The 25,105-nt window shown below is 44.8% G+C and carries 21 protein-coding genes and 2 pseudogenes; 11 read left to right on the top strand and 12 right to left on the bottom strand.

Annotated features, from left to right (window positions below):
- Nucleotides 1-73: 73 nt before the first annotated feature.
- The 7 genes from BCU34_RS16570 to BCU34_RS16540 all read right to left on the bottom strand — a co-directional run bounded on the left by BCU34_RS16570 (nucleotide 74) and on the right by BCU34_RS16540 (nucleotide 8,846).
- Entirely contained in the window at nucleotides 74-2,524 is a 2,451-nt protein-coding gene (locus BCU34_RS16570) for a family 20 glycosylhydrolase (RefSeq protein WP_102480707.1), read from the bottom strand.
- Nucleotides 2,525-2,601: 77 nt separating this feature from the next.
- The gene (locus BCU34_RS16565; protein WP_102480235.1) at nucleotides 2,602-3,297 is read right to left on the bottom strand and encodes an oligogalacturonate-specific porin KdgM family protein; all 696 of its coding nucleotides are present in this window, start codon (nucleotides 3,295-3,297) and stop codon (nucleotides 2,602-2,604) included.
- 174 nt (nucleotides 3,298-3,471) lie between these two features.
- A complete protein-coding gene (locus BCU34_RS16560) occupies nucleotides 3,472-4,101 on the bottom strand; it encodes a bifunctional 4-hydroxy-2-oxoglutarate aldolase/2-dehydro-3-deoxy-phosphogluconate aldolase (RefSeq protein WP_102479717.1) in 630 nt (209 codons plus the stop codon).
- A gap of 20 nt (nucleotides 4,102-4,121) precedes the next feature.
- A complete protein-coding gene (locus BCU34_RS16555; RefSeq protein WP_102479718.1) occupies nucleotides 4,122-5,069 on the bottom strand; it encodes a sugar kinase in 948 nt (315 codons plus the stop codon).
- A gap of 126 nt (nucleotides 5,070-5,195) precedes the next feature.
- Nucleotides 5,196-6,710, bottom strand: coding sequence for a sodium:solute symporter family protein (locus tag BCU34_RS16550; RefSeq protein ID WP_102479719.1), 1,515 nt, complete (start codon nucleotides 6,708-6,710; stop codon nucleotides 5,196-5,198).
- Between the two features lie 206 nt (nucleotides 6,711-6,916).
- The gene (locus BCU34_RS16545) at nucleotides 6,917-7,309 is read right to left on the bottom strand and encodes a RidA family protein (RefSeq protein WP_102431864.1); all 393 of its coding nucleotides are present in this window, start codon (nucleotides 7,307-7,309) and stop codon (nucleotides 6,917-6,919) included.
- 103 nt (nucleotides 7,310-7,412) lie between these two features.
- Nucleotides 7,413-8,846 (bottom strand): N-acyl-D-amino-acid deacylase family protein, encoded by a 1,434-nt coding sequence (locus tag BCU34_RS16540; RefSeq protein ID WP_102480210.1) that lies wholly within the window; start codon nucleotides 8,844-8,846, stop codon nucleotides 7,413-7,415.
- A gap of 176 nt (nucleotides 8,847-9,022) precedes the next feature.
- Here BCU34_RS16540 and BCU34_RS16535 point away from each other — a divergent pair, with 176 nt between their 5' ends.
- A complete protein-coding gene (locus BCU34_RS16535; RefSeq protein ID WP_102480803.1) occupies nucleotides 9,023-10,297 on the top strand; it encodes an amino acid deaminase in 1,275 nt (424 codons plus the stop codon).
- A 192-nt stretch (nucleotides 10,298-10,489) separates the two neighbouring features.
- Nucleotides 10,490-11,353: a MurR/RpiR family transcriptional regulator gene (locus BCU34_RS16530; RefSeq protein ID WP_048660500.1), complete on the top strand. Its 864-nt coding sequence runs from the start codon at nucleotides 10,490-10,492 to the stop codon at nucleotides 11,351-11,353.
- Here BCU34_RS16530 and BCU34_RS16525 read toward each other — a convergent pair.
- Nucleotides 11,350-11,889 carry a hydrolase gene (locus tag BCU34_RS16525; RefSeq protein WP_102480802.1) on the bottom strand — a complete coding sequence of 180 codons (540 nt, stop codon included), beginning with the start codon at nucleotides 11,887-11,889 and terminating at the stop codon, nucleotides 11,350-11,352. The two genes, BCU34_RS16530 and BCU34_RS16525, sit on opposite strands and share 4 nt — an antisense overlap.
- A 184-nt stretch (nucleotides 11,890-12,073) precedes the next feature.
- On the opposite strand from BCU34_RS16525, the gene BCU34_RS16520 reads away from it, so the two are divergent.
- The 6 genes and pseudogenes from BCU34_RS16520 (at nucleotide 12,074) to BCU34_RS16495 (ending at nucleotide 16,455) form a co-directional block, all read left to right on the top strand.
- Nucleotides 12,074-12,643: a porin family protein gene (locus tag BCU34_RS16520; protein WP_102266842.1), complete on the top strand. Its 570-nt coding sequence runs from the start codon at nucleotides 12,074-12,076 to the stop codon at nucleotides 12,641-12,643.
- Nucleotides 12,644-12,868: 225 nt separating this feature from the next.
- Nucleotides 12,869-14,491 carry a phosphoethanolamine transferase gene (locus BCU34_RS16515; RefSeq protein WP_102480801.1) on the top strand — a complete coding sequence of 541 codons (1,623 nt, stop codon included), beginning with the start codon at nucleotides 12,869-12,871 and terminating at the stop codon, nucleotides 14,489-14,491.
- A 41-nt stretch (nucleotides 14,492-14,532) separates the two neighbouring features.
- Nucleotides 14,533-14,727: pseudogene (locus BCU34_RS16510) on the top strand (CorA family divalent cation transporter); the annotation flags it as partial.
- A 15-nt stretch (nucleotides 14,728-14,742) separates the two neighbouring features.
- Nucleotides 14,743-15,318 (top strand): mechanosensitive ion channel family protein, encoded by a 576-nt coding sequence (locus BCU34_RS16505; protein ID WP_107898558.1) that lies wholly within the window; start codon nucleotides 14,743-14,745, stop codon nucleotides 15,316-15,318.
- 30 nt (nucleotides 15,319-15,348) lie between these two features.
- A pseudogene (locus BCU34_RS16500) lies at nucleotides 15,349-15,711 on the top strand (helix-turn-helix domain-containing protein); the annotation flags it as partial.
- Between the two features lie 111 nt (nucleotides 15,712-15,822).
- A complete protein-coding gene (locus BCU34_RS16495) occupies nucleotides 15,823-16,455 on the top strand; it encodes an esterase/lipase family protein (RefSeq protein ID WP_102480800.1) in 633 nt (210 codons plus the stop codon).
- A gap of 146 nt (nucleotides 16,456-16,601) precedes the next feature.
- On the opposite strand, the gene BCU34_RS16490 is transcribed toward BCU34_RS16495, so the two are convergent.
- On the bottom strand, nucleotides 16,602-17,576 hold the full coding sequence (locus tag BCU34_RS16490; RefSeq protein WP_102480799.1) for an arginine deiminase-related protein: 975 nt from the start codon (nucleotides 17,574-17,576) through the stop codon (nucleotides 16,602-16,604).
- 598 nt (nucleotides 17,577-18,174) lie between these two features.
- Between BCU34_RS16490 and BCU34_RS16485 the strand changes: the two genes are divergently transcribed.
- Complete coding sequence (locus BCU34_RS16485) at nucleotides 18,175-20,025, top strand: ABC transporter ATP-binding protein (RefSeq protein ID WP_102480798.1); 1,851 nt, start codon at nucleotides 18,175-18,177, stop codon at nucleotides 20,023-20,025.
- A 287-nt stretch (nucleotides 20,026-20,312) separates the two neighbouring features.
- Nucleotides 20,313-21,017 carry a DUF445 family protein gene (locus BCU34_RS16480; RefSeq protein WP_102480797.1) on the top strand — a complete coding sequence of 235 codons (705 nt, stop codon included), beginning with the start codon at nucleotides 20,313-20,315 and terminating at the stop codon, nucleotides 21,015-21,017.
- 114 nt (nucleotides 21,018-21,131) lie between these two features.
- Here BCU34_RS16480 and BCU34_RS16475 read toward each other — a convergent pair whose 3' ends face one another.
- A complete protein-coding gene (locus tag BCU34_RS16475; RefSeq protein WP_004732526.1) occupies nucleotides 21,132-21,620 on the bottom strand; it encodes an Lrp/AsnC family transcriptional regulator in 489 nt (162 codons plus the stop codon).
- A 279-nt stretch (nucleotides 21,621-21,899) separates the two neighbouring features.
- Between BCU34_RS16475 and BCU34_RS16470 the strand changes: the two genes are divergently transcribed.
- Complete coding sequence (locus BCU34_RS16470) at nucleotides 21,900-22,070, top strand: hypothetical protein (protein WP_165886738.1); 171 nt, start codon at nucleotides 21,900-21,902, stop codon at nucleotides 22,068-22,070.
- A 653-nt stretch (nucleotides 22,071-22,723) separates the two neighbouring features.
- Here BCU34_RS16470 and putP read toward each other — a convergent pair.
- Nucleotides 22,724-24,250 (bottom strand): sodium/proline symporter PutP, encoded by a 1,527-nt coding sequence (putP, locus tag BCU34_RS16465; protein WP_170960878.1) that lies wholly within the window; start codon nucleotides 24,248-24,250, stop codon nucleotides 22,724-22,726.
- A gap of 150 nt (nucleotides 24,251-24,400) precedes the next feature.
- Nucleotides 24,401-25,105: a 1-pyrroline-5-carboxylate dehydrogenase gene (locus tag BCU34_RS16460; protein ID WP_102480795.1), complete on the bottom strand. Its 705-nt coding sequence runs from the start codon at nucleotides 25,103-25,105 to the stop codon at nucleotides 24,401-24,403.

The following is a 25,105-nucleotide window of genomic DNA, read 5'->3' as shown; positions in this document are numbered from 1 at the left end:
ATTCTGGAACAAAAAACCGCCCCTAGAGGGCGGTTTGAAGAAGTTTATTAGCGTGTGACTTATTCTATCTCGCTTACTTGCTCAGGTGCTTAAGCAGTGACTCCGTTGGACGAACTATCGCAATGATCGATTCATCGTAGATTTTCGCTGAATCAGACAGTATCGCTTGGTAGGCTTTCGCGTCTGATGCTCGAACTTTTTCGCCCGCTTTTTCCTTAGCAATCAAGGTTAACCCCAAGTCTGCGACTTCCACCGTTTTCTCTGCGACAATCACAGTCTCTACCGAAGACACATTACCTGCGAAGACAGTTTTAGCAGCGAGTGCAGCCGCTTTTGCTTGATGATAATGCTCTGCAAGTTGCTCAAGCGCTTGTTGATTACCCGTCGCGACTTCGTTAACCAAATCTTGCATCTCATACACCGCGTAGCTTTCTACTGGCAGCGCATCCACGAAGCGGTTTAGGCGTTCGTATTGGCTGTACAAGGTGCCCTTAGGTTCGGTGGAATTCCACTTCTCCCAGTTGCGAGCATAATACTGTGCTGGCTCGGTGTATTTTGCTAGCACGCGCAGGTCGTGAATATCTTGGCCTTTCGCAATGCGCTTCAATAACATGTCAGCATCGGCGTGGTGACGTAACCCAACCGACACTTCCGACCATGTATCCATCGCTTTCATGCGCTTGTACATGCTGCGCTCATCTGTCAGTTCAGCATCCGACCAGAAACGCTCTGCAATTGCATAGCTGCGTGGCCATAGATAGTTTTCTACCGTGAGGCTATCTTTGTTTTCTAGCCACATGGTGATCTCACCACCTAAAATCAGCTCTTTTTCCTTGTCGGTTAGCTCCGCAGGGTAGCCACCGTTTGGCTCAGGGATCACGCTGCCTTCTACATCGCTGCTCGCAATCACTTCACCTGTGGTTGGCCAACGCACGTTACCAATTAACTGATAACTGCCTTCCGCAAACCCATTTGGATTGAGGTTAAGGTTGAACTCGGTGTAAGACATGAAGTTATCGAAGTGGCCAACAAAGGTTTTGCCCGGCACATAATCAAGAATGTAGATCTCTTCACGAGACTTACCGTTGTAATCACTGAACGCGCGGAAAGTACCGTCTTTCGCTTCAATGATGGTCAGTGTTCCCTTACGTGGGCTGCCTTTAGAGCGAGGCTTTTGCCATTGGTAAGTCACGAACTTCTCGCCGCTGTGCAGCTTATCGTCAACCGTGATGCCGCTTGGCATTGGATCATTACGATAGTGGTAGCTAGTCGGTTGAGGTTGGTCTAGGTAGTAACCGGTAGACAGAATACCTGGGTAACCCTCTTTCGCCGCACGACCAATGCTGTCGTGCCCTTGCCAGCTTTGAATCACGATAGAGGTTGGCAGATCTTTATGCCAAATCTCATCCCAACCCGTCATCTTCTTGCCGCGCTCTTCCAGCATCTTTTCAACTTTTACGTTGAGGTAAGACTGTAAGCCGCGCTCACCATCAATATTGTTCTCTTCAATGAACTCTTGGTGCTTTTCGCTGTTTTTCCACTGCGCATAGTTCGGCTCATCTCCACCAATGTGGAAGTACTCATCTGGGAATAGTTCTGTCACTTCGTCGAACACGTCACCCAGCATTTCATAGAGCTCTGGGTTAAGTGGATCCATCAATGGCTCAAATACGCCCCAGCCACGTTCTTGTTCGTAGCTTTGACCTTCACCACCTGACATCAAGCGTGGGTAAGCGTGCGCCACAGCAGAAGAGTGGCCCGGCAAGGAGACTTCAGGAATCACACGAATACCAAGGTTACGAGCATACTCAACTAGGTAACGAACTTGGTCTTTGGTGTAGTAATTACCATCAGCAGTTTCAGACCACAGACGCGGCCATGATTCGGTTTGAATGCGAATGCCTTGGTCGTCCCAGAAGTGCCAATGGAACACATTCATCTTCGCCGACGCCATCGCATCTAACTGACGAATCAGCACATCGAATTCAATAAAGTGACGCGACGTATCGTAAGAGACACCACGCCAGCGGAAGCGAGGCTCATCGACAATTGTGACGGCAGGAATATGGTAGCCAGTCGCTGTGGTTTCAACGAGCTGTAAAAGGGTTTCGATGCCGTGAATTGTGCCGTATGGGCTTGGAGAGCTCAGCGTGATTTGTTCACCCTGAGTGGTAATTTTGTAGGACTCTACAGAGTCGATATTTTGTATTTCAGACTTTGGTGCTGCGTCGATATCTATGATCAGGTTTGCTTCGTCTTCGCTATCAACCTGCCAGTTTAAAATCGGTACGCCAGTTTGGCGCTCTAGGCGATCGATAAAGCGTTTCGCAGTGTATTCAACGCGATCAGAGTTAAAGCCTTTGATGTAAACCTTGAAGTTACCGTCGACCGTAACTTGCCCGGCTTGCAGCTCGACTGTCTGTGGATACGGCATTAAATTTAGATCGGTATTCGGAGCCATTGCTAACGCCATTGGAGACACTACTGAACCTGAAATCAATAGAGACAATATAGTTTTTTTCATTATTAGTTTTCCTATATAACTTTCATTGTATTTTATTTATCAGAGCCTATTCACAAAAATAACTAGGCTATGTTGTTTTAGAATGAGAAATTAACACCAACTCGGAAGCGCCAATCCGTTTTATCATTTTCAGATTGCACCGTATCCGCATCAACCACTTCAGCGTATGGCCTCACTGTTGGTTTCCATTTGTAAACTGCTTTGACGGTATGCTCGCGGGCATTTAGATCGCCGGTTGCAAGCTCTGTCGTATGATGCGTAATCTGGTCGAAATACGTAAAGGCATACGAAATCATGTATTTGTCTGTATTGTATCCCGTCCAAATATCATAACGGTTTCGCTTTGCTGTCTCTTCATTGCCATAGTCATTCACTAAAGCTTCGGTCGAAAAGTCATAACGATAACGGCCATGTACAAAGAGCCCATTGTCAAAGTTGTAGTTGAGCTTTAGATAAGGCATCAAGAAGGTATTTGAGCCTTGAAAATTCATCACTACGCCAGGGTTCAGCATAAAATTGTCATTGATGGCATAGGTGTAATAATGGGTAAACTCAGTATTAATCACCTTCGTTTCGTCATACGCTCCCGCTGCATGTCGAACATTCGTCAGTGTTTCTAAACCATACCCATTATCAAAATGGTGACCAACAATAAAACGACTTCGATACTGATCTGTCGTACTTCGATACTCTGCCCTTAAATCGACATAACCCCCGGCAGTTGAGGTCATTGGTAATAATGCTAGTAGTGTTAAAGAAAGTAATTTTTTCATAGTTCACCGATATTATGATTATAAAAACCCACCGCACATTGATATATGCAGAAAGGTGTAAATTCGGAGACTACCTTTTTATTTCTTATTAATTATTTTGATTGTATGAAGTGTATTTATAGCTACTGCTCATATTCAGTAGCTATTATTTATTTTAATAAATTCTAAATTTAGCTATTTCACCAATTCAACGGCTTCACGAACCAACACTGCAATCTCGTCCCACTGTTCGTTCTCGATCATTTTTGGCGATACCATCCAAGTGCCACCACAACACACCACACGATCGATCGCTAGGTAATCATTGACGTTGTGTTTGCCGATACCGCCCGTTGGCATTAGCGACACATCAACGTAAGGCGCGAGCAAAGATTTCACCATATTGATGCCACCAGACGCTTCAGCAGGGAAGAACTTCAAGAAGTTAAGACCAAGCTCAAGCGCTTGCTCTACTTGGCTTGGGTTGTTTACGCCAGGAACGATTGGCATACCGATCTCTTGGCAACGTTTTACTGTGTTTGGATTCAAGCCCGGTGCTACGATGAATTCGCTGCCCGCCTCTTTCGCAAGGTCGATCTGCGCTGGCGTTAATACTGTACCAGCACCGATACACATCTCTGGGTAGGCATCACGCATCGCACGAATCGAATCCGCTGCTGCTTCGGTACGGAACGTCACTTCTGCTACTGGCAGGCCGTTTTCTACTAACACTTTTGCTAGTGGAATCGCATGTTCCACCTTGTTGATTTGGATAACAGGGATAACTTTGAACTGCTTAAGTGTGTTGATCATTTCTTGAGACATAATAAATTCGCTTTGTTTTTCTATTTTTTAATTAAGTGATTCATAGCGCTTACCGGGATGATCGCGCCTGAGTATTGAATAACGGTAGAAGCCAATTGGTGACCCAGTTCAGCTGCATCATTGGTGCTCTCACCTGTAAGACGCGCCGCCAGATAACCCGCAGCGAAGGAGTCACCCGCTGCGCAGGTGTCGACCACGTTAGAAACACGAGTCGCGGATACATAACTCTCAAAAACATCGCCTTGTTCAACTTGAACAATCTTGCATGGCTCACAGCCACGCTTGATGACGATCTCTTGGCACCCCAAACGGAGGCAGCGTTGTTGAACGCTCTCTGAGTTCCCCCAGACAAGTAGATCGTCGTCTTCGGTAATCAAGGCGATGTCCACCAGCGGCAGTAGCTTGGCATACCAATGTCGAGCTTGCTCGATGCTCCAAAGTTGCGGGCGATAGTTGTTATCAAAAATCACCTTTCCGCCTTGGTTTGAGAACACGCTAATGGCTTTGAATAGGCGCTCACGAGAGGCGTCATCCAAAACCGCGATACTGATCCCGCTGATGTAAACCGCATCGACTTGCTTCTCTGTCAGAGCGATTTCAAGCTTATTCAAGTCATTAGCATGGAAGTAAGATTTTACTGCCGCATCGTTGCGCCAGTAGTGAAAGTGTCGCTCGCCTGTCTCGTCGGTTTCGACCATGTAGAGTCCAGGAAGCTTGTTCACAATGCGTTCTACGAAATTGGTTTGAATACCTTCTAACTGCCAGCTATCAATCATATCTTGAGACAGCTCATCACTGCCAAGCCCTGTCGCGTAATGCACAGAGATGTTTTGATGTTGAGTTAAGCGAGAAAGGTAAAGTGCGGTATTAAGTGTGTCACCGCCAAACTTTTTGGTTAATGGAGAGCCGCTGATTTCGACCATACATTCGCCAAAGAAAGCAATATTGAAATGAGAAGATGCAGGCATAGCCGCTCCTAAAATAGAGATAAATGGGGAAGAAGGCTCTGCCGCTAAGCAGAGCCTGAGCTAACTAAATCACTCCACTGTTTGTCGTACTAACTTTGCTGTACTAACTCGCCGCGGAGCGTTGAGTTAGCTTGTTTGATTTGCTGGACGTTGAGGTGCCGCTTCTTCTTCAAGTACGCCAGACTCAGACATTTCCATCTCCATCAGAGCACGCTCGTCATCAAGAATCGCTTTTGCCATTTCAGGTGTTACTTGGTTAGCCGGAGTACATAGGCTCACTGCCACACCTGCAGCTAGAGCAAACAGACATGAAGGAATCACTGGGTTGCCCCAGAAGGCTGTGTAGTCAGCGTTTAGCATTACTACGAATGAAGCGACAGAAGCACCCGCTAGCGTTGCAAGCGCACCTTGCCAGTTGTAGCGTTTCCAGAATTTACCCAACATACCGCACACAAACATGCCCGACATTACCGTTGAAATCATCTTAGTGATGTAGCCAATGATGTCGTTTGAGGTCAGTGCAAACAGTAGTGCGAAGCCAATCACCACAACTAAAGCTAGACGAGAGTAGTTCAGCATTGATTCTTTGTTTGGTACGCGGCCTGTGAACATCACGTACACGTCACGCAGTAGGATAGATACACCGGCAATCGCATCTGAGCTTGCGCTCGACATCGTTGCAGATAGGCCAGCGATAAGAACAATCATACCTACGCCAACTGGAAGAACCGTTGCAGCTACGTAAGGAAACGAGTAGTTCGGGTTGTCCAATGATGGGTCGATTGCGTGAGCAGCCATACCAATGATTGCTGGAATAATTGAGAAGAAAAGGTACAACACACCAGAAGCGACGAATGAGCGACGGATAGTTGAAACATCTTTACCAGAATAGATGCGTTGGCGGAATGAAGGCGTTGCCAGTACACCCACACCGATAACCACAGCCAGAGAAACAGCAGGCAGAATGCCCAGTTTATCGATTGCTAAAAAGCTTGTAGCAGCAGGGTCCATCGCAGCGTAAAGGTTGTCCATGCCACCAATGTGATCAACAGACATTACCGCCATTAGGATGAAGCCAGCAAAAAGGATGATTGCTTGAATCGTATCGGTCCATACAACCGCTGTGTAGCCACCGATAACAACATAGATAGTGAATGCCGCTGCAATAATGATTTTCGCAAGGTTAAGGTCGATGTCTGCAATCCACGCTAGGTACATGCCACCACCTAGAATGTGCGCACCTAACCAACCGATTGACGCGATAAAGATAAGTAAGCCAACCACGTTTTTCACGATTCGGTTAGCGCCTACGTAGTAAGCCAGCTCTTCACTCATGGTCATGAAGTTCAGTTTACGAACCGGAGCAAACCAAAGGGCTAGCAATAGGATGCCTATAGCGCCACCAATGCCGTACAGAGCACCTGCCCAGCCATTTGCGTAGCCGAAGCCAACCGCGCCCATACTTGAACCCGTGCCGACCATAGTCGCAACAGTTGTACCAAGTACTAAAAACAGTGGCAGGCCACGGCCGCCTAATAAGAAATCTTCGCCAGATTTTTGATTACGCGAGACAAACCAGCCTAACCAAATTAAAAAACATACGTACACGCCGAAGCCTGTAAGAAAAAGTGTGCTGTTCATTTGACACCTCTCAGTGAAATATTGAGTTCATTCTTGAACTTTATTTATGATTCATTCATTTTTATATTTCATATAATTACTTTATTGATTCTATCTATTTTAATTAAAGTAATTTTTATAAATGTAGGGTGAGAGTATTAAAGGATAATAACAGGGAAGACTAACCCCTAATACTCTCTAAGTAGGTAATTGTGATTAGGTTATTACTAAACGCGATCAGCGCGGTAGCAAGTCACATCTACTTCAACCTTCACGTCTACAACTAGGTCGCAAACCATGCAGATACGAGCCGGTGGGTTAGCACCAAAGAACTCTTTGAATACCTTATTAAAAGATTGGAAGTAACGAGAATCCGTTAGCACAACCTTTACGTGCATTACGTCTTCTAGGGCGTAGCCCGCTTCAGTCATGATATCGACACAGTTTTGGATCGCTAGGCGAGACTGGTCTACAATGCCACCCTCTACCACTTCACCATCTGTCATCGGTGTCTGGCCAGAAACGTATAGGAAACCACCCGCTTCAGTTGCGCGTGCAAATGGTAAATGTTGTCCGCCTGTACCTGTACCGCCTTCAACACCGTAACGTTTAATAGTCATTTTTTAACTCCACTTCTTTATAGATAATATTGGTTCTTTTCCAATATATTTAAATTAATTCGTCGTTTTATTACTACTGTATATTTAATGAAACAATTAAATTCTAATTACGGTAAATAAAAACGCCTGAACGATTATTTTTTACTTTTCCTTTTTGGTAAGTTAACTCACCATTTACAAATACACTTTCTATTCCCTCAGCAACTGAAATAGGATTTTCAAATGTTGCTGTGTCTTTAATACTCTTTGGATCAAATAAAACTAAATCAGCAAATGCGTCTTGGCGAATCTCACCTCTTCCCGCGAGGTTGTAGCGCTTCGCAGACATTCCGGTCATTTTGTGAATCGCTTCTGGCAGCGCGAACAGTTTTTCATCTCGGCAGTAGTGACCCAACACTTTCGGGAAGGTGCCCCACAACCTTGGGTGTGGATGCGGGTCATTTGGTAAACCATCAGAACCAACCATGGTCAGCTTGTATTTCAATACGCGCTTTACGTCATTCTCATCCATGCAGTGGTAAACCGCACCGGCTGGTTGAAGTGCTTTCGCCGCATCCATCAGTGGTAGATTCATTTCATCAGCAATTTGCTTCAGCGTTTTTCCTGCATGTTCTGGCTTTGCTTCAGACCAAGTGATGAAGATATCGAAATCGTCCGTCACCTGTTTCAGATCTAATGTCGAAGAGCTCGCTGAATATGGGTAGCAGTCACAAGACACATCTTGGTGCTCAGAAACCTTGTCCATCAAATCAAGCACTTCAACGGTTCTTCCCCAGTTGCCCGCCCCAGCACATTTAAGGTGAGAGATAACAACAGGCACTTTCGCGTATTGCCCAGTCTCAAACGCTTCTTCCATCGCGCTTAAGATCTCTTCAAATTCGGTACGCATATGCGTGGTATAGATGCCGCCATGGTTAGACAGCACTTTGGCTAACTGCATCACTTCGTTGGCATTCGCTTGTTTCGCACTTGCGTAAGCCAAACCTGAACTCAAACCCAACGCACCCTGATCCATCGCTAAATCAAGGTTGGTTTGCATTGCTGCAATTTCTTCTTCGCTTGCGGTGCGCTGTAGATCGTCCATCACTTGGTTACGCAGTGTGGTGTGGCCAACTAACGCTGCTACGTTCACCGCTGGTTGCGCTTGCTCTACCGCTTGTGCATACGCCGCAAAAGTTGGGTATTTGAAATCAGCCTGCGCGCCTAATAGATTCATTGGGTCAGGTGGATCGTCCGCCAAAACCGTTGGCGATGCGCTGATGCCACAGTTGCCAACAATCACGGTCGTCACACCTTGGCTGATCTTTGGTAGGCAGTCTGGGTAACGAATTACATTGGTATCGTCATGTGTGTGTACATCGATGAATCCAGGAGCCAATGCTAAGCCTGCTCCCTCAACCAACTGGCTACAATCTTCATGATCGATTTTGCCAATTTCAGCGATTTTTCCATCTCGGATTGCTACATCGGCACAAAACGATTGTTCGCCGGTGCCATCAAACACCTCTACATTTTTAATTATCGTATCGAACAACATTTCTCACTCTCTCAATCCACTCTGTTGATGGATCTATATTAGAAATCCAGCCGATTATTTTCAGTGACAAAACACACATAATATTTTAATTTGTGTGATAGTTTCTATCACAAAATACATTACAGATATATTTAAACATTAAATAACAATCACTTAAATCATGTTAGGAATCAGCAATGAAACATAACCCGGCGCAAAAAGATGTTATAAAGTATCAAAAAGATAGTTTCATCTTGACTGAAAAAGGCCAAAAAGGGAGAGCAGTATCACAATCTGAGAACGGTGTTTATCGACTGGTTGATGAAGACATTTCGCTTCCGGTAGCAATTATCAAACAATCAGCGTTGACCAATAACCTGAATTGGATGCAATCATTCGCCGATCATCATCAGGTTAAATTGTCGCCACACGGAAAAACATCGATGACACCTGACTTCTTCCGTCAACAGTTAGAAAATGGCGCTTGGGGAATTACCGTTGCGACACCTGCACAAGCAGAAATTGCAGCAATGGCAGGTGCAAAAAGAATCATCATGGCTAACCAATTGGTAGGTAAAACCAACATGGCGATCATCGAACAGCTTATTAGTGAGTTCGACGTTGATTTCTATTGTTGTGTGGATTCGTCAGTAAACGTGCAGCAACTCAACCAATATTTCTCCAACAAAAAGCAGACGCTAAAAGTTCTAATCGAGTTTGGTGTTCCGGGTGGCCGTTGTGGTTGTCGTTCACCTCAAGAAGTTCTAAAACTGGCGCAAATTATCCAAGATACGCCTGCGCTTTCGCTAGCGGGTATTGAGGTATACGAGGGTGTGATTCATGGCGACAATGCCGAGCAAGACATTCGTACCTTCTTAAACCAAGCGCTCACTTCGGTCGAAAGCCTCGCATCAGATGGCTTAATTACCGGTCAACCTATAATTACGGGCGCAGGCTCGGCTTGGTATGACGTGGTGGCAGAATGCTTGGCAAACCTCACAAATTACTTAGCGATTATCCGCCCAGGTTGTTATGCCATTCACGATACTGGGATCTACCTAGATGCCCAAAGCAAGGTATTGCAACGTGCGCAAGTAAACCAAGGTTACGCGTGTGAATTGGGTGGTGATTTAGAGTCGGCACTTGAAGTGTGGGCATATGTTATCTCTCGCCCAGAGCCGACCAAGTTAGTGATTGGATTAGGTAAGCGTGATGTTGCCTTCGATGCCGGTTTACCAATTGCAGAGCGCGGCTATCGTAACGGCGAAGCTATCTCAGTAAAAGGGCTCACTGCTACCGCGGTAATGGATCAGCATACCTTTGTTGAAACAGACGGTTCTTCTGAGATTGAAGTCGGTGACATGATTGCGTTTTCTACCTCACACCCGTGCTTGACGTTCGATAAGTGGCGTTACATTGCTATCAGCGATGACGACTATCAGGTAACAAACTGGGTAGAGACCTGCTTCTAGCTCGATTTTTCAATAAGCTAGAATCAGCGAAACATTCAGATATACTTACGGGGCTAAGGCTGAGTTTTATATAGGTTAGTGCTAAATGGCTTAATGCCAAATAGCCTAGTTCTAAATAGCTTGGTTCTTACGAGCTAGGTTCTTAAAAACTAAGCCATAACGGTTAGCCCCATCAACAAAGGATCAAGATTCTTGAGTTTAGAAGTAGATATCATTTCACAGATAACAGAGCGTTTTCCCGCTCTTCGTGATGCCGAGAAAAAAGTCGCCAAGCTGATCATGGACGACATTGATTTTGCTGCCAATGCCAGTATCACAGAGCTTGCTGAAGGTGCTCAAGTCAGTGAAGCCACGATAACCCGTTTTGCTAAGGCGATCGGCTGTAACAACGTACGTGATATGAAAATCAAGCTTGCTCAAACCTTAACGGTGGGCCAGCGCTTTATTCTCGAACCGGTAAACCAAACGGGCTATCAAGGTATCTACGAATCGATCAAGCAGAGCCTAGACATCAACCGCACTCTATTCAAGGAGCAAGACGTTGAAACCGCGGTGAGCTGGCTGCACAACGCCAGACAAATTATTGCTATCGGCATGGGTGGCGGCTCAACCATCGCCTCTCAAGAGCTGCAACACCGCCTGTTCCGCTTGGGCTACCCAGTGGTGTCGTACAACGATGGTTTAATGTCACGCATGGTTGCTGCCACGGCAGATGCCAACGATGTGATGGTGATGATTTCCGCGACCGGTTTCACGCCTGTGATCACCGAAACCGCAGAGCTAGCTAAGCAGTATGGGCTTAAGATCATCGCGATTACCCCACAAGACACACCACTGGCAAAGATTGCAGATATCTTGCTACCTATCAAACACATGGAAACCGACTTCATCTACAAACCATCGGCATCTCGCTACGCAATGTTAGCCTTAGTGGATGTGCTTTCTATGGGTATGGCGGTCAATCACAAGAACCGCTCGCGCGATAAACTGCGCCGCTTGAAGGTTGCACTCGATTCCTACCGAGGCGGCGGCGACCGACAACCTCTCGGTGACTAACGAATCAAGGACAGAATGAGCTTAAATGCTGGTGCGCGGCAATCTTTCACCAATTCGTATAAGCTCATTTCCAATCCTGTGATTTGGACACCAGCGTCCCGCAATCGGCTGATGGCCAATTTCTTATTCAGTGCGGTTCGTGAACTAATGCAATCATCAACTACTTGAACCTTGTACCCGAGATCCAATAAACCCAATGCGGTTTGATAAACACAAATATGAGCCTCGATACCACACACTAACCAAGTATCCACGTCCTTGGCTTGCACCGCCTCAACAAATTTAGGTTCGTCACACGCGTTGAACGTGAATTTAGGTATCGGCTTAGCATCACTCAACAGGTCATTCAGTTCATCGACTGTAGCACCTAGCTTCTCGGGATTCTGTTCCAAACTAATAATTGGCAGATCCAAAGCCTGCGCTCCTTGAATTAACTTCCCACAGTTAGAAATCAGCGAATCGCTGTCATCGACGAGGCGTGCGAGCTTGCCTTGTATGTCCACAACCACCAAGCCTGCGTTTTGTCTCATTAACATGTTTATTCCTTATTTTGGGGAACCTTATCCACTACGCAATCTGATGTGTATTTTTTCTACTATGTAACGATTCAACTTACAAAGCCATACAGTAATAGGTACAAGACTACGGAATAATGCTCACCAACGGTCGCAAAACAAAAATTATTGATACTGGCATGACATTAAAGAGTGAGTAACGAAGATGAACAAGATAACAAAATCAGCATTAGCACTAGGTTTAATCAGCGCAGTTTCTCTTCCTGCTTTAGCAGCAGGTACTGACGGCGGTGCGTACATTGGTGGCGGCCTTGGCGTATACCAAGATTCTGATACAGATGGTCAAGGTGACTTAGATTCAGATGGCATGGGCTACAACCTATACGGCGGCTACCAATTCAACCGTATCGTAGGTGTTGAACTTGGCTACAACGATTACGCAGACTACAAAAAGGGGACGGCAAAACTGTCTCCGACGTCTGTTTCTTTGTCAGCAAATCTTGGTTACACATTCGACAACACAATCCGCCCATTCGTATTGGCTGGTTTAAGCTCTGTTGACCTAAACGCAAACAAGAGCGCTGGCTACGATGATGATAGCGGTACAGGTTTCCACTTTGGTGTTGGTGTTGAATACACGCCAATCGAACATCTAACACTACGTCTAATTTCACAAGCAGACGCAGTGAGTGTTGAAAACGACTACGGCTTTAAGAAAGAAGACAAAACACTAGCATTCAGCAGCATTAGCTTCGGTGGTTCATACAACTTCTAATGTGATTGAACCACATAGAATAAGCTGAACATACTAATTCACTTTGCTGTTCCACCTTGTCATGAAGGTCACTCAGTAAAGTGAATTTTTGTATCTACACACCTATCGCGTCATTTCACTTTAGTCGGTTTATCGCCGCCTATCTGAGCTTTATGCGTTGATATTAGAGCTTTCTTGGTAGCCAGACTAAAATAAAGGGATAAGAGACGCAGGAAAATAAGACCTATGAATCTACCAAGCTTAAACATCTCGATAAACAAGCTGCCTTTTGTGTTGGCCGTGTATTACCTGCTTGTCATCAACCTACCTCTCACCCAAGAACTGTTTAGTATTGTTCAAGCATCGAAGTCTGAAAGCATTGCGTTTCTTATCTCCATTCCTATCTTCTTCCTTGCTGCCTTTAATTTCATCTTCCAAGTATTCAACTGGCCTATCTTCTCTAAGCCGTTTTTCATCTTATTGCTGATCACCTCAACCTTAGTCAGCTACAGTATGTTCAATTACGGCATATTCGTCGACTACGGCATGATAGAGAATGTGTTTGAGACCAATAGCGGTGAAGCAACCAGTTATATCAGTGGTCACTCGATATTATGGCTACTAACGATGGGCGCTATTCCATCACTCATCCTGTTGTTTACCAAACTTGAAAAAGAGTCTTGGAAAGATTTCTTTGTCTGGAAATCGATTGGCTTACTTTCTTCTTTGATCGTCATTGCGATTATTGCCGGGCTTTTCTACAAAGATTACGTATCGTTTGGCCGCAATAACTCGCACATCAAAAAGATGATCATTCCGACCGAGTATGTGGCATCAACGGTGAAATACATCAATAACACCTACATCAAACAGCCCATCCCCTATCAAGAATTGGGATTAGATGCGAAGCAAACACCGCAAGCCAAAGCGTCAACCAAACCGACCTTACTGGTGTTTGTGCTTGGTGAAACCGCGCGCGTGTATAACTACCAATATCATGGCTATGAGAGAGAAACTAACGCTCACACCCAGCCTTACAACCCGATATTTTTCTCTGATGTTCAGTCGTGCGGAACAGCCACTGCGGTTTCTGTGCCGTGTATGTTCTCGAACATGAATCGCAGCAACTACGACCGCGACAAGGCTTACAATCAAGATAACGTGGTCGATATCATGAACCGCGCGGGCATTCACTCTATCTGGCGAGAACATGATGGTGGAGACAAGGCGGTTGCACACCGAATCAAAGAGATGACCCTCGTCGCCAAAGACAGCGACCCGTTGTGTAATAACGATGTGTGCTACGACACAGCGATGTTAGAAAACTTCGAGCAAGATACTCAAGATCTTAAGAAAAATAGCATCATTTTCTATCATATTTCTGGTTCTCATGGCCCTACATACTTTGAACGCTATCCAGAAGAACATAAGAAATTCACGCCTGATTGCGCTCGCGCCGATATTGAAAACTGTACCAAAGAGGAAGTGGTTAACACCTACGACAACACCATCCTGTACACGGATTTCTTTCTCTCACAGGCGATTCAGAAACTGGAGAAACTGACCGACAAGTACAATGTCGCGCTGATGTATATCTCGGATCACGGAGAGTCTTTAGGGGAGAATGGCGTGTACCTTCATGGCATGCCCTACTCACTGGCACCAAAAGAACAAACCCACGTACCGATGATCCTATGGATGTCTGATGGTTTTGCTGCGCAGAAAGGGATAAGCGAGACCTGCTTAAGAAAGGCGGGGAAAGAGCAGAGCTTTTCTCACGATAACCTGTTCGACTCCTTGCTTGGCCTGATGGACGTGCAAACCAACGAATACCGAGCGAGCCAAGACATCTTCGCACCGTGTCGGTAGTGCTTTTGCTTATGTAAACCATCGGAAAGCTCGAGTTGCCTGAACAAACTGAAAAAAAGAATAGAAATACGTACCTATTTTCTATCATTGCGGGTATTTTCCTCCCTGCTGGGTTTTTCACCGGTTTACTGGGTGTCAATATTGCAGGGATACCCGGAACAAATAACCCAATAGCAATCCCACCATTTTACGTTGGGCTACTCGTGGCCGTAGAGCCAGAGGTCGTTATTTTGAAAAATGAGGTTTATTTAATGATTGAGTTTTTGCAATCCAATATGTGGCTTAAACAAGTAAGTTTAGGTTTACTTCTTATCACTGTGTATTGGGTGATAAAACGCTTGGGGAAAAACTGGATAGAAACATTAGCGGAGAACAAGCGTGTCGAGTTGAAGCGAAAGCAGTTCGTGATTAAGTGTTTCAATATCGTTCTGTTTCTACTCTTCATCGCTGTGTTTACGATTGTTCTTAACTTGGGCTTTGGTGATATTTCGCTATTCTTGTCATCCATATTTGCGGTGCTGGGTGTCGCTTTATTCGCGCAATGGTCGATTCTAAGTAACCTAACAGCCAGCGTACTAATATTTTTCGTATTCCCTTATCGCATTGGTGACAGAGTTAGGGTCGCAGAGAAAGACGAAGACATCAGCGGTGTGATCATCGATATCACCATGTTCCACGTTATTCTTCGACACAGTTCGGGCAACATCATCACCTACCCTAATAACCTGATCCTACAAAAAGGCGTGATAAAAGTTTTGTTTGAACCTGAAGCAAAAAGTGAAGCAAGTGATTCTGAGCTAATCAAAACTAAAAATTCAAAATCATAAGATCTACTGGTGCCTTAGATATCGGCAAGTCAAATAGACAGGCACAGCGAACTGACACGCAAGGTGCTGGGGGTGCTTGGTTCAACGCCGATTGCAGAGCTTGGCAACAAACTGTTTTGCTCACAACGAACCTTAGAGAGAAGCTTTAACAAGGTGACTGGCCTCACGCTAAAACAGTGCCAATCGATGAACAAACTCGAAGCTATGTTGGAATACTTGTATAAGAGAAATTTGGATGACATCGACTGGATGGACGTCGCCTTTCAATTTGGGTTTAGTGACCAACCGCACCTAATTCGTTACCTCAAGAAAACCATTGGCCTAACACCCAATACTTATGCCCAACAAGGGGGATTAACTATAGACGTTTATGGCGGGGTCAGGTCAGAATAACGAACTGCCACTACGACACTCTCTGTCTATTGTGTCCCATTCACAGCAAGTTTTGTTGAGTTTAGAATTGCGACTCCATATACTGAAAACACCATCAGTCGGAGGGCAATAATGAATAATAAAAACAAACACATAGTTTTAATTCATGGTCTGTATATGCCTGCGTTGATCATGCAATATCTAGATAGAAATTTCAAAAAACGCGGCTTCACTACCCACAAGTTTGCCTACAACTCGCTGCGTTTCCCTTCTGCGGCTAAACGCCTTAACCGCTTCGTGAATGCACGCTTTGATGAACACGATGAGGTTTATTTCTTTGGTCACTCGCTCGGTGGCTTGCTGATCCGCCACTACTTTAAGTTTTACCAGCCCGACTTTGCCGACACCTGCATCATTACCGCGGGAACTCCACACAACGGCGCAACTATCGCGAAAACGCTGTCAAATCATGGCCTCGGATTTATATTTGGTTCGAGCAAGATGATCTTAAGCGATGGCTTGGGTGATTATGATATTGACGTGCCGATTGGTGTGATTAAAGGTACTTATGATGCGGGTGTCGGTCGCATTGTATTGGGCAGAAACCCTGGTGATGGCACTGTGACACTTGAAGACGCTAACCTGCGAGGCGCAACAGACACCTGCGCACTCAAGCTCAATCACACTGCACTGGTGTATTCTAAGGAAGTAGTCTCACTCTCAACTCAATTCATCGAACACAGGGCTTTCAAGAGCGCCTCATAGCTTTTGTAAGTTAGCTCTTGTATCTAGCTTTGGTTTTTTTCTGTCTTCTTACTTCTGATAGACCAATTCAAAGATAAGCTAATACAAAAATACCACTCTTCAATGAGAGTGGTATTCGAAGATTGATTACTAGAAATGAGTGCTTGTTACAGACGATTTACTCGCGTTGGTAAGAACACCTCACCCAACATGCATCGCACCGAACCACCACCAATGTCTTCGATCGTTTTCACGTTAAATGGTAGTAGCTTACCGTGTGTCGAAAGTTGTGCGAGTTGAGCTGGGGAGAAAGCGTCGTAAGCCGATTGAGACATCGCGATCACTTTGTCGCCATTCACGGTTTCAAGCTGGAGGATGTTGCCGCAGAAACGGTTCATCTGATCGATTGAAATAGAGATAACCTGCTTATCTTTAGCAAGCGACTTCACCACAAAACGGCGCTCAAACTCTGGGATCACTTCATCACAGATCACGCAGAAATTATCACCAATCGCCATCATCACATTGGTGTGGTAGATCGGCTGACCAGACGGCAGTGCTGTTTGGAATGACACCACGCGAGAATAACCAATGCGCTTCGCGTAATCTTCTAATACTTCGCGGTCACAACGTTGAGAAAGCGCCGCGTAGATGGTCTTATTGATATGATCGATCACCATCACGCCAGTGCTCTCAAGGTATGAACCTTGTGTGATATAAGACTCTAGAGACTCACTGTGGTTAACTATACGACCAGACGCTTCTAAAGCTTCAATAAGGGCATTTGGCTTAACTTCATTCTGACGGTTTTCACACGCCATAGGAAAAGTGAATAAGCTTCCATCACTACAGGTACTGAACCAGTTGTTTGGGAAAACAGCATCCGGAGTTTCAACTCCCAATTCTGGGTAATCAAACTCTACAACTTGCACACCTTCTTTACGCAACGAAGCGACCATCGCCTTAAATTCGGCCATAGTTTCTAATTTGACCTCAGCTTCGGTCAGATTCACTCTGTGCTGAAACTCATTATCTTGTGCCGTTTCTTCATTAAATTTAAATTCTTTTGGCGGCACCATAACAACGCAATTGGCGTTTTGAACATTAGTAATGTGAAGTGATTTTTTGTGTAGGTTTAACATCTCAACCGTCCCTATCTTTTATTTACCTCAGAATTGTAAACAACTTGTTACGACAAGATTCACTGAAAAGAATAATGATTTGAATATTTATCCCAGATAATTCCTGCAAAACTCAGTTTATTCGGTAATTTTTACTGCAAGATAACAGCACATCAGAAAGAACCAACAGTTTGCATATGAGATTCAGGTTTTGCTGAATAAATATCCAAGCTTCCTTCTCTAGCTTGCGGCGGGTTTAGGTTACAATTTAATCCATTTAGCGTTAGGATTATCACCGTTGCATAACAATCAATTACGTTTGAAATAAGCTTAACTTTTCCTGTCCGATTCAATCTAAAATACGCGTCATGAAAGACACGCTTTGGACCTTTCCTACGACATCGCTTAAACAACGTATTAGTATTAACGAACTCGTGAGCCAAGCTTTCAACCAAACGCTTAAACTAAAATCCATCGAATGGTTTAATGCTTATAAGAACGAATTGGCGCTTATATAATTTCAAATCAAGACTGCTAAATTTCTAATCGAACCTATAAAAACAAAGCTACACAGACGATGCAGTTGCTAATAGATGCATTCGTTTATAAAGGGAAATCTATGTACAAAAAATTTGAAGGCTTTACTGAAGCCTTTCCAAAGGGAGAGCCGATACAACCTCCTACTGGAATACTGGCATTTTGCCGCCATTACACTCGAGGTTTTGAAAAGCCGTTGATCTTGCTCGGCTTGATGAGCATGACCATCGCGATCATCGAAGTCGCGCTGTTCGGTTACATGGGACAACTGGTTGACTGGCTATCAACAAGCAACCCAGACACCTTCTTAGCAGACAACCAATCCACTCTGATGGGGCTTGGTATCCTGTTACTGGTCGTGATACCAATCTTGATCAGTGTTTATTCGTTATTGCTTCACCAAACTTTGCTGGGCAACTATCCAATGTCGATCCGTTGGTTAGCGCACCGCTACCTTTTGAAGCAAAGCTTATCGTTTTATCAAGATGACTTTGCAGGGCGTGTTGCCACTAAAGTGATGCAAACATCGCTCGCGGTACGTGAAACCGTGACCAAAATGGTTGATGTGTTTGTTTACGTGACGGTTTACTTCACGGCAATGCTATTCATGCTTGCCGAATCGGATTGGCGCTTGATGGCTCCAATGTTGGTTTGGCTGTTCGTTTACATCGGTATCCAGCTGCACTTCGTACCAAAGCTGAAAGATGTGTCATCAGAACAAGCCGATGCGCGTTCGTTAATGACAGGTCGTATTGTCGATAGCTACACCAACATCGCGACGGTGAAATTGTTCTCACACAGTAAAAGAGAGACCGAATACGCAGAAGAAGGCATGGAAGGCTTCCTTGATACTGTGCACCGTCAAATGCGCTTGGTAACTGGCTTCAACATCTGTGTAGAGTTCGCTAACTATCTATTAGTGTTCAGCATTGCGGGTATCTCTATCTACTTATGGCTAGATAGTGCAATCACCGTGGGTGCAATTGCGATTGCAGTCAGCTTAGCTCTGCGTATTAACGGCATGTCGAAATGGATCATGTGGGAAATCGGTGGTCTGTTCGAAAACCTAGGTACTGTGATTGATGGCATCAAAACCCTGTCTAAACCTATCGCTATCGAAGACAAAAAAGATGCGAAGCCTTTGGACGTTCCACAAGGTGGTATTAACTTCGACAACGTCAGCTTTAACTACGGCGAGAACAAGGGCGTGATCAACAATCTGAACCTCAACATTAAGCCAGGTGAAAAAGTGGGCTTAGTGGGCCGTTCAGGTGCAGGTAAGTCGACCCTAGTTAACTTATTACTGCGTTTCCACGATGTAGAAAGTGGTCGCATCCTGATTGATGACCAAGAAATCTCTAGCGTTACTCAAGACTCACTGCGCAGTAACATAGGTATGGTGACTCAAGATACCTCACTGCTGCACCGTTCGATCAAAGACAACATTCTTTACGGTCGACCTGAAGCATCAGATGAAGAAGTTTACGCAGCCACTAAACAGGCGCACGCACATGAGTTTATCGAAACCCTAACCGACCCATTTGGCAACATTGGATACGATGCTCAAGTCGGTGAAAGAGGCGTTAAGCTTTCTGGTGGACAGCGTCAACGTGTCGCTATCTCGCGTGTTCTTTTGAAAAATGCGCCACTATTAGTTCTGGATGAAGCAACGTCTGCACTCGATTCTGAGGTGGAAGCGGCGATCCAAGAGAGCTTGATTGAGTTGATGGAAGGCAAGACAGTAATCGCGATTGCACACCGTCTGTCGACCATTGCAGCAATGGACCGTTTGATCGTACTTGACCAAGGTAATATCGTTGAAGAAGGCACGCACCAAGAGCTGATTACACAAAATGGCATCTATGCTCAATTGTGGAATCACCAAACTGGTGGCTTCATTGCGGATGATCTTGAACAGGCTACGAGCGCTTAATTTTTGTGCTATTTTAAAAGTGCGGCGTGATTCACAACAATTTGTTAATTAGTGGTAAATTACACGTGGCAGAATGCTATGTCGTAATTATATAATGACATTAACACCAAAGACGCCTCGCTTGCGCGTTCTGGAATAAGGCTAGACTTCGGGGGGAGGCTAGCCTTTCTTATGCCACTAGATCAGCAACCTTTCCCCACCTGTTACGTAAACTTCATCGATCCTTTTGTTTTTTTCTTGGCGTTTTTTTCTTAAAATGCGCGCAGTATTATTTCTAGAGATCAACCATGAACAAAAGTGTCTTAACTAACGTTATCGCGTTAGCACTGCTTGCTGGCGGCTATGCGACAGCAAACCAATACTTGCTTTACGCAGGCCTATTCGCATTTTCAGGTGCCATAACCAACTGGCTTGCGATTCACATGTTGTTCGAGAAAGTACCCGGCCTATACGGTTCTGGCGTTATTCCGGCGCGCTTTGAAGAGTTCAAGGCAGCCATCAAACAACTGATGATGGAGCAGTTCTTTACTGAAAGTAACATCGACCGCTTCTTAAGCAGCGAGATCACAGGAAAATCGCTTAATCTAGAGCCTGTGATTCAGAAGATCGACTTTAATCCTGCATTCGACTCACTGGTGCATGTTATTGAGAACTCACAGTTTGGCGGTATGTTGGCAATGGTTGGTGGCACAGAGGCACTACAGCCGATGAAAGCGCCATTTGTTGAGAAAATGCAAGAGTCAGTGATTGAAATCAGCAAGAGTGACTCTGTAAAAAATGCCATCAAAGACGAACTAGAATCGCCTGCGATGATGGATGAAATCAAAGAGAACATTGAGGCGATCATCGATCAGCGCTTGAATGAACTGACACCGAAGCTTGTAAAAGAGATGGTTCAAACCATGATCAAGAAGCACCTTGGCTGGCTCGTGGTTTGGGGTGGTGTATTCGGTGGTGTGATTGGCTTAATCTCTGCAGCAATTACGCTGTAAGTAAGCCAGACAAGTTTATCGGATTACTCTTTCTCTAACGTCCCACAAAAATGGAAGCTTATTGGCTTCCATTTTTTATATCTAAACAAACACGCTTGAAGTAAAGCCGGTGCCCTACTTTAAGGTTGCCAACAATTCAGGGTTAACACCAAAGCCCTTTTTATGCTCTTCAATCACGACTTCACTGCGTGTCTGAATCACACCTGGCAAGGTACCTAACTTTGTTGCCATAAACGCTTGGTACGCCTTCATGTCTTTCACTCGAACCTTGATCATGGTATCGAAGTCTCCCGACAATGAATAACACTCTTCCACCTCGGGCATCATTTCAACCGCTTGGGCAAACTTATCAAAAATAGAAAAGCTAGTCTGATCGAGACGAATATGGATAAAGACTTGGACATCGAGTCCCAGCTTTTCTGAACAAAGCTCAGCATGATAGCCCGTGATATATCCCTCTTTCTCCAATCGCTTGAGCCTGTCAGAGCAAGGTGACGTCGTGAGGTTAACCTGCTTTGCAAGTTCAACAACAGGCAAACGCCCCTTCATATGCAGAATTCGTAGTATCTCTTTATCGATACGATCAAGTTGATGCTGAGACATAACATTCCTTAAACATTCTAAATTCCGCTCAGTATATTCCATACCTAGAGCAATCGAAGAAAACCTCGCTCACACATTTAAAAAACTAAATGCACGCATGGCATTCACGTCAAATATAAATAAATACAAATAGATAATGGAGCTTATAAATCAAACTCTGATTATTAACAAATTATTATAGAAATGACCCGATTAACAAATAAGTTGAGCCGGAAACGAAAGAAAGGATATAGGCCAGAGTGAATAATAGAATTATCAAAGAGAAAGGATGACTCTATTATGAAAACGCAAGAACTCGCATATAAACCTTACGGTATTGGTTCATGGACATACGTAACGGTATCAAAAGATGTTGCTCAAGCACTAGCAAATGAGTACTCAAACTATGGTTGGGATGTGAAGATTGATGGCAATGCCATTGAAACTGAACTTGCACTCAAAGCAGCCTAGAAACGCAAAAACCTCCCAACACGGAGGTTTTTTGAATCAAGTTAGTAAGCACTTACTATGGGTTAGGCTAAACCAACTTGGGGAACAGTACTTCCGGTTTCGCAGCGGCAATTGCACGTGCGGCAGAAGTGCTGAGTTTCCATATCGTAGTACAGGTTTCCACTAAATAGCTTTGACGTCCATTGCATCATACGGCCATAGGCTGTCTCGGGCTCTGTTTCACAACGTTTCATTATAGACTTATGTAGTGTTGTTTTTTTACATCCTTTGCAATAGAGATCAGGCATACCTTTGTCCTATAGGTCTTTAGTGGTTACTGACAATTGACACATCATGTCCAATTCGGTTCCACAATTCACCGAGCTAATGACAAAAGTGAGCGCTAAGTTCAAAAAACAGCCACTTTTCTATTTTGTTTTTTGACATTAAACGCGATCAACAAGATTGATCTTTCATTTCTCGCTCAAGATCCTACGCTTTCGATTTACATTGTAAACCCCAATTTCAACATCAGAAAACCTCGAATAGACTTAATTTGAAATAGGACAAAGGTCGTACTCACATAAAAAAATAGAGCCACCAAAGTGACCCTATTTATTACTCTAAGTTTTACAATGTAAATTCGGCTGTTTTTTAACCGATAGTCATTGGGATTAGTCTAGCTCAACGAGGTTCTTCTCGAACTCAGCGTGTTGCTTCTTAACTTCGTCTTCTGGCTCGCCAGTGATTAGGCTCACGATAACGATAGAGATAGTCGATAGGATGATTCCCGGTACGATTTCGTAAACATCGAACCAACCGCCCGTGAACTGTTTCCAAAGTACAATCGTAACACCACCAACCACGATACCCGCTAGAGCGCCGTTACGGTTCATACGAGACCAGTACAGGCTCAATACGATAGCTGGACCAAACGCAGCACCAAAACCAGCCCATGCGTAAGATACAAGGCCTAGTACTGAACTGTCTGGCGTCATCGCTAGAACAAGTGCAATGAGAGAGATTAGGATAACCGCGAAACGGCCTACACGAACAATCTCTTCTGACGTTGCGTCTTTCTTCAGAACTTGCTTGTACAGATCTTCTGCCATTGCAGATGAAGAAACAAGAAGTTGTGAATCCGCAGTACTCATGATTGCCGCTAGGATTGCAGCAAGTAGGATACCTGCGATTACCGGGTGGAACATCGCGTTAACAAGAAGCATGAAGATCTTCTCGCCATCGTCTAGCTTAGGTGCGCCAGAGTTAGTCACGTAAATTAGACCAACAAGACCCACTAGCATTGCACCAACCATAGACAATGCAGTCCAGATAACCGCAATGCGGCGTGCTGTCACAAGATCTTTGTTTGAACGAGTTGCTTTGAAACGAGCCAAGATGTGTGGTTGACCGAAGTAACCTAAACCCCATGCCGCTAGCGAGATGATCGCAATAGCAGAAAGCGGCTCACCCTTCGCATCATTCCATAACGTTAGAAGCTCTGGGTTGATGTTGTGCAGGTCGCTAGACAGCTGACCTAGGCCACCGTTCATTGCCGCGATTGGTACAATCAATAGCGCAGCAGACATTAGCAAGCCTTGAACTAAGTCAGTCCAAGATACCGCAAGGAAGCCACCAAATAGGGTGTACGAAACCACACATACCGTACCGATAATTACCGCAGTTGTGTAATCTAGGCCGAATACCGTTTCAAACAATTTACCACCTGCTACCAAGCCTGAACTTGTGTAGAAAAGGAAGAATAAAAGGATAAAGAAAGCAGAAATTGTTTGGATCAGCTTAGAATTATCATTGAAACGACGAGATAGGAACTCAGGCAGCGTCAGTGATTCAGTCGTAATGCTGTAAGTACGTAGACGTTTTGCACTGATTAACCAGTTTGCCCAAGTACCAACAAGTAGACCACCAGCAAGCCAAAATGCTTCAAAGCCAGCAGCGTAAGCGTAACCAGGCAGGCCAAGTAGCAACCAACCACTCATGTCTGATGCACCAGCAGAAAGTGCAGCAGGCCATGGGCCTAACGAACGACCACCTAGGAAGTAGTCAGTTGAGTTAGATGTACGTTTGTAAGCAATAACACCGATCGCTAGCATCATAATTAGATACGCAATGAACGTCGTCGTTATTGCAAAACTGTTTTCTATCATTTGATAGTCCTCATTTTGTAGAAAGCCTTCCATGCCTAATTCAATGCAAGGCACTCACCGGAAAGGCAAGCAAGTGCATTGAGTTAGGTATTCAGGCTCCAAAGCACTATCAGTTAAATCCAAAGAGGGTGAAAACCAAAGTTGGAAAGAACCAAAAGTGCTTAGAGCCAATTTTACTGAAGGTTAGTGAGCTTCGCTTCCAAGTTCGAGCAAGGTCGCGTTACCGCCCACGGCTGTTATATTTATAGTTCGCGTACGCTCGGTAATGAAGCGCAGCGATAGGTGTGGATCATTGGCAACATTCATTGTCGCCAGATCCGTTTCAGCTACTAAACCGACGATTGCACCGTCACGCTTAGCAAGCTGTAAATTGATAGCTTGTGCCGTTTGCGAGTTACCTACGTAACCCACGCTACGTACATCGCAAGACAACAACTGTTGAGCAGCGTCATACGAGGCAACTTGCACCAAGTTAGTTGGCAAATTCGACGACTTAGCTGCGTCTGCAACTAAGGTATTGAACTGCACATCATCACTGCACAATTGAACGCTGTTACCTGCCAATAGCGCAGCAGTAATCAAAGCCATTGCAGTTTGCAGCGCTGGCACTTTCTCTTGGCAATCATCAACAATCACCAAAGCCACACCGCGACCAGCGGCATACAACTCATTGGTTTCGCCCGTAGGACCTGCCATTAGGTGATGTTCAGAAAGCAGCGCAGACGCTTGCTCTAGATGATAAGTCGCCACCGTCGCCAAAGGCGCAGATTGGCTTTCGATCTCTGATTTCAGCGCAAGTACCTGAGCACTCTTGTAATCAAAGTCTGTAAGATTCCATTGTTCCCACGCTAGCAAAGCATCAGAAAAACCTGTCACTTGATGAACCAT

The organism is Vibrio sp. 10N.286.45.E10, from assembly GCF_002874195.2.
In the GTDB taxonomy this organism is placed as follows: Bacteria; Pseudomonadota; Gammaproteobacteria; order Enterobacterales; family Vibrionaceae; genus Vibrio; species Vibrio crassostreae.
The sequence above is the reverse complement of the archived record's forward strand: the minus strand, read 5'-3'. Positions and strand labels throughout refer to the sequence as shown.